Annotated in this window: 9 protein-coding genes; 1 reads left to right on the top strand and 8 read right to left on the bottom strand. The window is 61.3% G+C overall.

The features are described from left to right. Positions 1-58: 58 nt before the first annotated feature. From folK to hda, 4 genes are all read right to left on the bottom strand, one after another. On the bottom strand, positions 59-586 hold the full coding sequence (gene folK, locus ACMX25_RS11780; protein ID WP_414950037.1) for a 2-amino-4-hydroxy-6-hydroxymethyldihydropteridine diphosphokinase: 528 nt from the start codon (positions 584-586) through the stop codon (positions 59-61). 80 nt (positions 587-666) lie between these two features. Further along, the gene (gene pcnB / locus ACMX25_RS11785) at positions 667-2274 is read right to left on the bottom strand and encodes a polynucleotide adenylyltransferase PcnB (protein ID WP_414950038.1); all 1608 of its coding nucleotides are present in this window, start codon (positions 2272-2274) and stop codon (positions 667-669) included. Continuing rightward, entirely contained in the window at positions 2267-2953 is a 687-nt protein-coding gene (locus ACMX25_RS11790; protein ID WP_414950042.1) for a histidinol-phosphatase, read from the bottom strand. The genes pcnB and ACMX25_RS11790 overlap by 8 nt, the downstream gene beginning before the upstream one ends. A 76-nt stretch (positions 2954-3029) precedes the next feature. Beyond that, positions 3030-3755, bottom strand: a complete 726-nt coding sequence (hda, locus tag ACMX25_RS11795; protein ID WP_414950046.1) for a DnaA regulatory inactivator Hda — start codon at positions 3753-3755, stop codon at positions 3030-3032. 232 nt (positions 3756-3987) lie between these two features. On the opposite strand from hda, the gene purM reads away from it, so the two are divergent. Then, complete coding sequence (gene purM, locus ACMX25_RS11800; protein WP_414950048.1) at positions 3988-5043, top strand: phosphoribosylformylglycinamidine cyclo-ligase; 1056 nt, start codon at positions 3988-3990, stop codon at positions 5041-5043. 1152 nt (positions 5044-6195) lie between these two features. On the opposite strand, the gene ACMX25_RS11805 is transcribed toward purM, so the two are convergent. The 4 genes from ACMX25_RS11805 to thiL all read right to left on the bottom strand — a co-directional run bounded on the left by ACMX25_RS11805 (position 6196) and on the right by thiL (position 11704). Continuing rightward, positions 6196-9501 carry a DEAD/DEAH box helicase gene (locus ACMX25_RS11805; protein WP_414950050.1) on the bottom strand — a complete coding sequence of 1102 codons (3306 nt, stop codon included), beginning with the start codon at positions 9499-9501 and terminating at the stop codon, positions 6196-6198. A gap of 81 nt (positions 9502-9582) precedes the next feature. Next, on the bottom strand, positions 9583-10083 hold the full coding sequence (locus ACMX25_RS11810) for a CinA family protein (RefSeq protein ID WP_414950051.1): 501 nt from the start codon (positions 10081-10083) through the stop codon (positions 9583-9585). A gap of 54 nt (positions 10084-10137) precedes the next feature. Continuing rightward, on the bottom strand, positions 10138-10674 hold the full coding sequence (locus ACMX25_RS11815; protein WP_414950053.1) for a phosphatidylglycerophosphatase A family protein: 537 nt from the start codon (positions 10672-10674) through the stop codon (positions 10138-10140). Beyond that, complete coding sequence (thiL, locus tag ACMX25_RS11820) at positions 10664-11704, bottom strand: thiamine-phosphate kinase (RefSeq protein WP_414950055.1); 1041 nt, start codon at positions 11702-11704, stop codon at positions 10664-10666. Before thiL ends, ACMX25_RS11815 begins: the two co-directional genes overlap by 11 nt. Positions 11705-11786 lie beyond the last annotated feature (82 nt).

The following is an 11786-nucleotide window of genomic DNA, read 5'->3' on the forward strand; positions in this document are numbered from 1 at the left end:
GGGCTATTCACCTTTCAGGCTTCACGTCGCCTGGTTCCAGGCTTCGCGTCGCAAATTTTTAGGCTTCGCGACGCGAAGTGCAGCGGGAAGCGAATAGCGGGCACTGATGTGTCGCCACTTTTTCAATGCGCTGATCCTGAACCGAGGCGAGAAAGGCATCGGCGCGGCCGCGTTGGGCGATGACCACATCGCGGTCGAGTTCGATCAGCGGCACGAGTGTAAACGCGCGCTCGGTGAGACGAGGGTGGGGCACGACGAGATCGGCTTCCTCGATACAGGAATCGCCGTACAGCAAGATGTCGATATCAAGTGTGCGCGGCGCGTTTCTATACGGCCGCTCGCGTCCGAAATGGCTTTCCACGCCGTGGCACAGCCGCAGCAACTGGCGTGCGGGCAGCGTGGTATCGATCTTCACGACGCAATTGAAGTAGTCGTCGCCACCGGCGTCAATGGGCGCGGTGCGATAGAGGCTCGACTTCGCGAGCACGGTGATCGTGTGTTGCTGAGCAAGACACACCACTGTGTCTTTCAGGGTCTGGCGCGCGTCACCAAGGTTTGCGCCCAGGCCCAGATAAGCTACCGTCATGGCATGAATCCTACGACTGTCATTCGGCGAAACACGACTCACACGCGTTAATCAAAACGTAAAAACGCGTACGGTCTGTGTCAATCGTCGCGCTGGCCACCGCTTTCGTCGCCATAACGCACATCACGTACATCCCGCACGTCACGCTCTTCGCGATTGTCGCGAGCTGACCCTTCCGTGCTCGCGCCGCCCTCCATTCCGTCACCCGGCCTGCGGCTTTTGGCGTTGCTGCTACGCCGCCGTCGTTTCTTGGGTGCCCGGTCCTTCCCGCCTTCCGAGAGCAGTGACTCTCGTGCAGCAGCGTCCCCTTCGATGAAATCTGTCCACCACTGGCCAACCGATGCATCCAGTTCGCCCGATTCGCATCGCAGCAGGAGGAAATCATAACCCGCCCTAAACCTTTGGTGTTCCAGCAGCTTCATCGCGCTTCTGCCCGAGCGTTTTTCGAGCCGAAGTTGCAGACCCCATATCTCGCGCATATCCGATGAAAAGCGCTTATGGATAGCGAGTTTTTCCGTCTGCATGTCGAGCACGTCGTCCATCGCGCGATGCAGCGCGGGCACGGGAAATTCACCGGCTGCGATGAACTGTTCCCAGCGCGTTTGCATGTCGTTCCAGAGCAGCGTGGCGAACAGGAATCCCGGCGATACACCCTTGCCGGCGCGCACGCGTTCATCGGTATTGGTCAGCGCGAGCGTGATGAATTTCTCGCCGTGCGGGGACTCGAAGATCACGTCGAGCAGCGGTAATACGCCGTGATGCAAACCTTCCGCACGCAGCCGCGTCAGGCACGCGAGCGCGTGGCCTGAGAGCAGGAGCTTGAGCATTTCATCGAAGAGACGCGCGGCCGGCACGTTACTGATCAGGCCGGCCAGTTCCGCGATCGGCGCACGCGTCGCTGGCTCGATCTCGAAGCCAAGCTTCGCTGCAAACCGCACGACGCGCAGCATGCGCACCGGATCTTCGCGATACCGCGTAGCCGGGTCGCCAATCATGCGCAGCAAACGCGCGCGGATGTCGGCCATGCCGTCGTGATAATCCAGCACGGTTTGCGTGGCCGGATCGTAATACATGGCGTTGATCGTGAAGTCGCGGCGCGTGGCGTCTTCGTGCTGCTCGCCCCACACGTTGTCGCGCAGCACGCGGCCGCTGGCATCGACTGCATGCGTGCGCGTGTCCATCTCCCCGCGTCGCAAGCGTGGCGGCGGCGGTGAAGGCGGGGCGTCAGCGGGGGTATCGACGAGCGCGCGAAACGTCGATGTCTCGATGATGTCCTGGCCGAACTGCACGTGCACGATCTGGAACCGACGGCCAATGATGCGCGCGCGGCGGAACAGCTTCTGCACCTGGTCCGGCGTGGCGTCTGTTGCAACGTCGAAGTCTTTTGGCGCCACGTTCAGCAGCAAGTCGCGCACGGCGCCGCCGACGATAAACGCGCGATGCCCGCCTTGCTGCAGCCCATCGGTCACGCGAATCGCGTTCTTCGAGATCAGCGCCGGGTCGATGCCGTGGACGTCCGCCGACAGGATCACCGGCACGTTGGGATCGCGCTTCGTCGTTGCTGGCGCAGCCTTTTTGCGCGTGCTCTTGCGGGCGGGTTTTACATCGTCGGAGAGCGGGGCGGTTGCCGGAGCTTCTTCTTTGGCGCTTTCCTGGCCGAACAGCTTGCGGATGAGTTTTTTAATCACGTGAGGAGAAGATTTCCAGGATGCGCCAGCCGCGGGATTGCGCATGCGCGCGCAAGGTGTCGTCGGGATTGGTCGCGATCGGGTCGGTGACTTTCTCGAGAAGAGGAATGTCGTTGTGCGAGTCGCTGTAGAAGTAGCTGTGTTCGAAGTCGTTCAGGTTTTTTCCCATGGACGCGAGCCACGCTTCGGTGCGCACGATCTTGCCCTCGCGATAGCTCGGCGTACCCGTGGCGCGGCCGGTCAGCTCGCCGTTGGGGATATTGTCGACCGTTTCGACCTCGCACGCGATCAGTGCTTCAATTCCGAACGCCCGGCCGATCGGTGCCGTAATGAACGCGTTCGTGGCGGTGACGAGGCAGCACAAATCGCCGGCTTCCTGGTGCTTGCGCACGAGTTCCAGTGCGGCTGGAGCGATGGCCGGCGTGATGATCTCGCGCATGAATTGCGCGTGCCAGTCGTCCAGTTGCGCCCGCGGATGTTGGGCGAGCGGTGAAAGCTGGGCGGTCAGGTAGGCGTGGATATCGAGCGTGCCAGCTTTGTAATCTTCGTAGAACGCGTCGTTTTGCTTGGCGAACTTCTCAGCGTCGACAATGCCGAGCTTCGCCATGAAGCGACCCCATTCGTGGTCGCTGTCTGTTGGGATGAGCGTGTGATCGAGATCAAATAGGGCTAGGTTCATGGGAGCGCATTTTACTTGAAGCGGGTGGAAGCGTTCGCTGGGTGCTCGCGGCGGGGATGATGGCCTTGAAAAAGGGCTAAAAAAGCTCAGTTTGCGGACGCGGTGCATCGTCTTCTTTTGCGGCGAGCATCGTGCGTAATAACGGCAGCGTCACGGCGCGCTTTTGTTCCAGCGAAAAGCGGTCGAGTTCGTCGAGCAAGGTCATCAGGCTGGGCATGTCGCGGCGAAAATGCGTGAGCAAGTAAGCCGGGACGTCGTCAGCCAGCGCAATGCCGCGCTCGCGCGCCGCGTGTTTCAGCGCGCTGGCTTTGCTTTCGTCGGAGAGGGGCGTGAGCTGGAATACAAGTCCCCAGCCGAGGCGCGTGCGCAAATCTTCTCTCACCGATAACCCCAGCGGCGCCACATTGCCCGTTGCCACCAGCGCGCTGGCCGGATGCGCGCGCACCTCGTTGAACAGGTTGAAGAGCGCGATTTGCTGCGCGCCTGACAGCCGTTCGCAATCGTCGATGGCGTAGATGCTCGCCTTGGGGTCGAACGTGAACGCGGCCAGCGGCGCTTGCGGGCTCAGAAAGCGCGCCCGGCCGTTCGCTTCGTGCACCAGCGCCTGCAGCAGATGGCTGCGGCCGCTGCCGGCTTCCCCCCATACATAGAAGGTCCGGTCGGCCACGGGGCCGGCAGCGAGCGCACCGTCGAGTTCGCGCAGGCGGGTCACCAGTTCGTGGTTGCCGGCGGCGAAAAAATTATCGAAGGTGGCGAGCGGCGGCGTGCCGAGATCGAGCGTCAGTTGGCGTTGCACGGGCAATCGGTTCCGTCAGGGCGTATCTTGAAAAGCGGCGCGCTCAGCGGGCCAATGCCGGGTTTAAACCGTGGCGAAAGGCGTTGAGCGCGGGGTCGAGTTTCCAGCCGGATGGGCGCGTGTCTCGAAAAGGGTTTGGTGCGGTCTTTCGGAGGCAGGGCCGCGAACTGCGAGAAATGCGGCCGGGCGGCTGGCATCGGTTAAAATCTCATTTTACCGACCTTCTCGCCGATCCCCCATGAATCAACCGAAATCCGCCCCAGACGCCCAAGGTTTGTCCTATCGCGACGCGGGCGTGGACATCGATGCCGGCGACGCGCTTGTCGACCGGATCAAGCCATTTGCCAAGAAAACCATGCGCGATGGCGTGTTGGGGGGAATTGGCGGGTTCGGCGCGCTGTTTGAAGTACCTAAACGATACAAAGAGCCGGTGCTGGTCTCCGGCACCGACGGCGTGGGTACGAAGCTGCGGCTGGCTTTTCAACTGAACAAGCATGACACGGTCGGCCAGGATCTGGTCGCCATGAGCGTCAACGACATCCTGGTGCAGGGTGCCGAGCCGTTGTTTTTCCTCGATTATTTCGCGTGCGGCAAGCTGGACGTGGATACGGCTGCGACCGTGGTGCAGGGCATTGCGCAGGGTTGCGAGCTGGCCGGATGTGCGTTGATTGGCGGTGAAACCGCCGAAATGCCGGGCATGTATCCGGACGGTGAGTACGATCTGGCCGGGTTTGCGGTGGGCGCGGTTGAGAAAAGCAAGATTATCGATGGCTCGACCATTCAGCCGGGCGATGTCGTGTTGGGACTTGCTTCTTCGGGAATTCATTCGAACGGGTATTCGCTGGTGCGCAAGATCATTGAGCGCGCGCAGCCTGACCTGAATGCTGATTTCGATGGCCGTTCGCTTGCTGACGCGTTGATGGCGCCTACGCATATTTACGTAAAGCCGTTGTTGTCGCTGATGTCGCAAATGGCCGTGAAGGGCATGGCGCATATCACCGGTGGCGGGCTGGTCGAGAATATTCCGCGGGTTTTGCGTGATGGTTTGACGGTCGAGTTGGATCACCGGGCGTGGCCGTTGCCGCCGTTGTTCTCGTGGCTGCAGAAGCACGGCGGTGTGGCTGATGCGGAGATGCACCGGGTGTTTAACTGCGGAATCGGGATGGTCGTTGTGGTGGCCGCTGGCGACGCTGAAGCCGCGACGGGGCTTTTGTCGGCTGCGGGCGAGCAGGTTTGGTCGATCGGCGTGGTGAGGGAATCGCTTGCTGGTGAAGCTCAGACTGTAGTGGTTTAGTTTTTCATTCGCGACTTGGTTTTTCGCTCGCGCCGGTGGACCGAAAGGGGCTGGCGCGGGTTTGGGGGTTTGCGGTTCTGGGTCAATGCCGGGTTGCTAGGTTCTGGAGTTAGCGGTCGGGGTCATTGCCGGGTTGCTGTTCTCCAGGGTAGTGGTTTGCTTAGGTTCGCTAATCTTTTTATCACTATTAGCCACTGCGCGTGGCGGCGCGTCATTTCTTGGTCCTTAGCGACAAAGAAACGAAGCAAAGAAAGCGCTTTTAACAGCACTACCCTAAGTGTCCACAGCGTGCAGTTTTCATTCATTGGTGCCCCAAAAGCACGGTGCTCGCAAGAGCCACGGATGTGTGAAACCCTCTTTCTCCGAACACGGATACCCCACGCTGCGCCACCAGTGTTTGAACCTGCCAAGGGGCACCTCGCGCTATCCGCGTAAACCACCCGCCAAATAGGTTCGCATACGGAACCATGTCGGCAACCCGCCAAGAAATTGCGTCATAAAAATGCGTGAGGCCGTAGCCGGCAATAAATAATATGCGGGCTAAACAAACGCTCAAAAAAAGAGGCAATCAATCTGCATCCGGCCGAAAGTCCATGAAATTGCTGGGCAGAGCTCGCAACCAAGCTGCCAAAGCTCACGAAGTAGGCTGTTTCACGGGGATTGCTGCGCAAACCGGACGGCTAGGTTCGCAAACGAAGTGGAGTCGCACAAACGCGTAAGGCCGATCGGATTGTGAGGCACGGGTGCTAGCCCGAGAGCGTACGGGGCGAAGCGTTTTGCTGTCAGGATTCGCGAGAAGGAGGGTTTCAAACATCCTAAGCTCTGGCGAGCACCGTGCTTTTGGGGCACCCATGAAATGGAACTGCACGCTGTGGACACTTAGGGTAGAGCGGTGAAAGCGCTTTCTTTGCTTCGTTTCTTTGTCGCTTTGGACAAAGAAACGAAGCGCCGCCACGCGCAGTGGCTAATAGTGATAAAAAGATTAGCGAACCTAAGCAAACCACCAACCTAGAGAGCAGCAACCCGGAATAGACTCCGACCGCTAACGCAAGAACCTAGCAACCCGGCATTGACTCCGCCCACTAAAGCTAGAACCTAGCACCCCGGCACCAACCCCGACCAAACCCCTCCCGTCCACCGGCGCGAGCACCCTCAAACCGCCGGCATTGGCGCCAGCAACGCCTCAATATCCTCGGCAGAAAATTTCGCTGCTCCAGCCGCGTCCTCACGCAAAATACTATCGGCGAGAGCGGCTTTGCGGCCTTGCATGGCCACAATCCGTTCTTCAATACTCCCCGCCACAATCAGCTTGTAGACAAACACCGGCTTCAACTGCCCAATCCGATGTGCCCGGTCCGTCGCCTGATTCTCCGCCGCCGGATTCCACCACGGATCGTAATGAATCACCGTGTCTGCAGCAGTCAAATTCAACCCCACGCCACCCGCCTTCAGGCTGATCAGGAACAACGGCACCTCACCATCCTGAAAGCGCGTCACCGGCGTAATCCGGTCAGTCGTATCGCCAGTCAGCGTCACATACGGAAGCCCCGCTTCATCGAGCGCGGCGGCAATGATCGCCAGCATGCCCGTGAACTGCGAAAACAGCAGCACCCGACGTCCTTCTTCAAGCAACTCCGGCAGCATATCGAGTAACAAATCGAGCTTCGCCGATTCCTCCACACCGCCCGCCCGCGCCAACTTCACCAACGCCGGATCGCAGCAAACCTGCCGCAACTTCAGCAACGCCTCGAGCACGACAATGTGGCTGCGCGCCAATCCCTGATCCGCGACCGCCATCCGCACTTTTTCCTGCATCGCAATCCGCACGGTCTCGTACAAATCGCGCTGCGCACCCTCGAGCGCCACGGTCCGCACGATGGTCGTTTTCTGCGGCAATTCCTTCGCGACTTCATCTTTCCTTCGACGCAGCATGAACGGCCGAATCCGGCGCACCAGCAAATCGCGCCGCACCGGGTCATCGTATTTTTCGATCGGCGTGCGCCAACGCTTCGTGAAATCTTTCTGCGTTCCAAGGAACCCGGGCAGCAAGAAATCGAATTGCGCCCACAACTCGCCCAAGTGGTTTTCCAGCGGCGTGCCAGTCAAACATAACCGATGCCGCGCGCGTAAATCGCGAATGCCCTTCGCGGCCTTCGTCGCGACGTTCTTCACAATCTGCGCTTCATCGAGGATCAGCAGGTGATATTCGTGCAGCGACAACATCGCCTGATCGCGCCACAGCAGCGGGTACGTGGTCAACACGAGATCGTGCTCGTCAATCTGATCGAAACGTTCCTTGCGCTGCGGGCCATGCAGATCCAGCACGCGCAGATCAGGCGCGAACTTCTTCGCTTCCTCACGCCAGTTGTGAACCAGCGTGGTCGGCAACACGACCAGCACCGGCCGGTCCAGCCGTCCCGATTCCTTCTCGACCAAAATGTGAGCCAACGCCTGCACGGTCTTGCCGAGACCCATGTCATCGGCGAGAACACCCGACAGATTGCGCTCGCGCAAATACTGCATCCAGTTGAGCCCTTCGCGCTGATACACCCGAAGCTCGGCATGCAAGCCGCGCGGCACGGGCACTTCCCGCAGCCCCGGCCCTTCCTGCAAACGCTGCGCAAGCTCGCGAATGGAGAGGTCGCCGTGAAACTGCCAACGGGCTGTGTCGGTGAGCGCTTCCAGTCGTCCCGCGTCCTGTTCGGAAACGCGCAGCGGATGCGTGCCGATAGTATCGAAGAGATCGATCAGCACGCGCACCACAGGCTTGATCCGTGCCGCCCGCACCCGCAGGCGCTCGCCGAGATCGGTCTTGAGTTCGATGCCTTCTTCGTCAGGAATTGAATCGATAGCGCCAGCCAGCCAGCGCCGGTCGCGCTGAAACAGGTCAGCCAGAAGCGGTTCGAGCCGGACGCTCCGATCGCCCACGGCAATGCCGAGTTCCAGGTCGAACCAGCCATCGGTTCCCTGGCGCGCAGTGCCCTCGATGTCATCGATCTCGATGAAATCGAAGCGAAATTCCGGCGACATGCTCACGCGCCAGCCGTTCTCCCGCAACTCGGGCAGCGCGTCGTTAGTGAATACGGCCCATGCGTCGGGCACGGGCAAGCCGATCACGCCGCTCGGAATGGGCTTGGGTCCAAAACGCTGATGCGATGGAATCTGGCGGAAGCCAAGATCGTAGAGCGAGGCGAGATAGCGCGCTTCCACATCGTGACGACGCCTCACCTGAACCATCTCGCCGGACGTGGACCGCATGACCGTGGTGGCCCGCGTGGGGTCGATGCTGAAACCGTCGTAATCGAAAGTCACCAGCGCAAAGTCGAGCACGTTTGCCGCAGTGCGCTCGTCGCGGGAGCGCCAACTGCTGTTGACGGGACGTGTATCGAGCAGGAGCACCGGCACCGGCTCCACATCGATAACGCGCACGTTCAGCGTTTCCGGCTCCGGCGGCGGAGGCAGGTCGGAGTCGACTTCACGCAGCATGGCGCTGACCAGCGGCGCTTCGGCCAGCGAGATGGGCGGCATCGACAAATAGTCGGCCAGTTGCCGCGCGGGTTGCGGCATATCCACGACGCCCGCTTCAAGCGTTTGCGCGTCGGCGAACCACAGCGGTTCGGTGGGAATGACCAGCGTGGCGGGCGGGTCGGTTTGCAGCACCGGCCGCACGCGATCGTCCGGATCAGGCGTCCACTCGATTCGTCCCGGGCGTTGCTCACCTTCACGCAGCGGCCGGCGCGGCGCCGACGTGTCGTGGTCAGCCGGCATGGCGCTGAACAGCCGTCCTGTCGCCAGCATGCGCTGCAGCAGGTCCGCGCCTTCTTCGCCATGCAATCCAAAGCCACCGAAATCGTTGCGGGTGCGTCCAATGACGAGGCCCCGAACGATGGTCATGTCTTCATCGCTGACGAACTTCGGCTGCTTGACAAGCGCCGCATCCAGATTGGTCCACGGCCGGTCGAGCGTCTGGAACGAACCGTCGGGACTGAGCCGCACTTTGTGGAGCGCGACCTCGGCGGTGCGCATGACGCGCGACGTTCCCAGCACATAAGCCAGCGCAAGCGCACCGTTCGATTCACCGGGTTTTTTTGCGGACGTATTGCGAGTGGAGGCAAAGCGCGAGCGGAATCCTTCAAGCCAGCCCGCCACTTCCGGGCGCACGCCTTCAGATTCGCGCGGTCGGTCAGCCGCGCTCGCGAGCAACACGGCGGCGGCGTGCTTGCAGCCGAATCCGACCGGGCAGGAACAATGGCCTTGCGCTGAAACCGCGCCGTCGTGATCATTGAACATCACCTCGACGGTGTAAGGCTGGCGTTGCGTCCCTTGAACATGGGCACGCAGGACGTCGTCATCCCAGTGCAGACGCGTCACATCGTCCACATACCCGCGTGCCTTGGCAACGGTCTGCGAGCCGAGCCACTTGATGATTTGAGCCGTGTCGTACACAAAGGCCGGCATCAGCAACCCCGTCCGTGCATGGCCGTTCCCGTGTCACCCTGGTCAACCTGTCTTGCCGCCATCCGCTCGATCACCGTCTACTCACCGTTCCCTGCGTTCCAATAGTTCCAGCAAGCCGCGCAGCGCGTACGCTGCCGCCTGGGTGCGAATCTGCTCGCGATCGCCTTTGAATTGCTGCGTCTCCACCGACGTGTGCAAGCGGTTGCTCCACGCAAAAGACACCATGCCAACAGGCTTTGTTTCCGTGCCGCCACCCGGCCCCGCCACACCCGTAATCGACAGCGATACCTGCGCCCGGCTATTCCTCAGCGCGCCTTGCGCCATGGCTTTGGCGACCGGCTCGCTGACCGCGCCGTGACGTTCGATCATGTCGGCCGGCACGCCGATCATCTCGGTTTTCGCGGCATTCGAATAGGTGACGAAACCACGCTCGAACCACGCGCTGCTGCCGGAAATGTCGGTCATGGCGGCGGCGACCATCCCGCCGGTGCACGACTCGGCGGTTGCGAGCATCAAACGCTCGTCGCGCAGTTTGTTGCCGGCACGGATGGCGAGCTGGTGGACGACGTTATCGGTAGCCATGGCAAAGCCTCGGGTGGGGGCGGTCGGAAACGTGAGATGCAGGCAACACGGAAATCAAATGGTCATGCGCCATAGCGCAATCACGAGCAGCGTGAAGAAAGCAGCGGCGATATCGTCGAACATGATGCCGAAACCGCCTTTCAACTGGCGGTCGAAATAACTGATGGGCGGCGGTTTCACCATGTCGAAGAAACGGAACACGATGAACGCCCACAACTGTCCCGTGAACGTAGCCGGCGTGACGAACAGCAACACCAGCCAGAACGCGATGATCTCGTCCCACACCACCGGCGACGGATCGGAAATGCCCATTTTCTTCGCCGTGAAACCGCAGAACCAGCAGCCGGCCACGAAGCCCGCGGCGATCAGCACGGCCCATTCGGCGACCGTCAGGTGCGGGTTGAAGACCACGAACGACACCCATGCAAACAAGGTGCCGACCGTGCCGGGCGCGATCGGCGACAAGCCGCTGCCGAAGCCGAGCGACAGGATATGCAGCGGATGCGACAGCATGAAGCGCGCGCTGGTACGGCGCGATGGTTTCGGGCGTGGTGTGTCGTCGATTGTGTCGATGATCGGATCAGTCTGCATGAAAATGGTCGAAGCCCGTGTCCAAAAAGGAAACCGGACCAATGTTGTCGCGCCAGTCGATGGCCGCTGGCTCTGGACGCTTGCTCGGCGCGCCAGATGCCGCTGGACTCTCGGTGGCCGGACCCTCGATTGTACCGATACGCGTCACCAAAACTTTCTGCGCCGTTCCTGTCCGCTCGATTTCGGTCCTTGCGGCGACCGGCGCGGTGAAGCAGAGCTCGTAGTCGTCGCCGCCCGCCAGGATGCAACGCCGCTGCGTGGTTTCCGGCAGCGTGGCGAGGGTTTCGGAGCGCGGTATCTGATCGATATTCACCGTCGCCCGCATCTTCGAGCGCTTCAATATATGGAGCAGGTCACCAGCGAGGCCGTCGGAGATATCGAGCGCAGCGTGAGCGACGCCTCGCAACGCGATGCCGAGCGCCACGCGCGGCTCCGGCTGTTCGAGCGCATTGATGGCGATAGCTTCGTTGGCAGGGCTGTCTAGCGACCATTCGCCGCGGCGGATGCCGAGCCCGGCACGTGCGCCGCCAAGCACGCCGGACACCCAGATGTCGTCGCCCGGGCGAGCCGCGTCACGACGCAGCGCCTGCGCGGCGGGCACGTCGCCAAACACGGTGATGCTGATGGTGACGTGAGGACCACCGGTGGTATCGCCGCCGATCAGCTCGCAGCCGTATCGGTTCGCCATTTCAAATAGACCGCTGCTGAATGCTTCGAGCCAGCTTTCATCAGCTTTCGGCATTGACAGCGCCAAGGTGAACGCGCGCGGCTTCGCACCCATGGCGGCCAGGTCCGACAGATTCACCGCCAGCGCTTTGTAACCTAGCGACCACGGGGAGACATCGGGGAAAAAATGGCGGCCCGAGACGAGCATGTCGGTGGAAATTGCCAAGTGCTGACCGGGTTGCGACGCGAGCAGCGCGCAGTCGTCCCCGATGCCGAGCGTCGCGTTCGGCTCATCGCCCGTTGATGGAAATGCGGCGGCGGGCTGGGAGAAATATCGTTCGATCAGGGAAAACTCTGAGAGCATCGGCGATCCGGCAAATGTCGAGGGGCGAGGTTGGAGACGATGCGCGCGTGTTGGCGCGCGTTTCATCTTAATAAGGGAGCGT

This window comes from Caballeronia eucalypticola (assembly GCF_047608185.1).
Lineage (GTDB): Bacteria > Pseudomonadota > Gammaproteobacteria > Burkholderiales > Burkholderiaceae > Caballeronia.

Excerpts from the sequence above, each read along its gene's own strand:
- ACMX25_RS11790 (WP_414950042.1), bottom strand. The coding sequence starts at position 2,953 with ATGAACCTAGCCCTATTTGATCTCGATCACACGCTCATCCCAACAGAC.
- folK (WP_414950037.1), bottom strand. The coding sequence starts at position 586 with ATGACGGTAGCTTATCTGGGCCTGGGCGCAAACCTTGGTGACGCGCGC.
- purM (WP_414950048.1), top strand. The coding sequence starts at position 3,988 with ATGAATCAACCGAAATCCGCCCCAGACGCCCAAGGTTTGTCCTATCGC.
- ACMX25_RS11815 (WP_414950053.1), bottom strand. The coding sequence starts at position 10,674 with ATGCAGACTGATCCGATCATCGACACAATCGACGACACACCACGCCCG.
- thiL (WP_414950055.1), bottom strand. The coding sequence starts at position 11,704 with ATGCTCTCAGAGTTTTCCCTGATCGAACGATATTTCTCCCAGCCCGCC.
- ACMX25_RS11810 (WP_414950051.1), bottom strand. The coding sequence starts at position 10,083 with ATGGCTACCGATAACGTCGTCCACCAGCTCGCCATCCGTGCCGGCAAC.
- ACMX25_RS11805 (WP_414950050.1), bottom strand. The coding sequence starts at position 9,501 with ATGCCGGCCTTTGTGTACGACACGGCTCAAATCATCAAGTGGCTCGGC.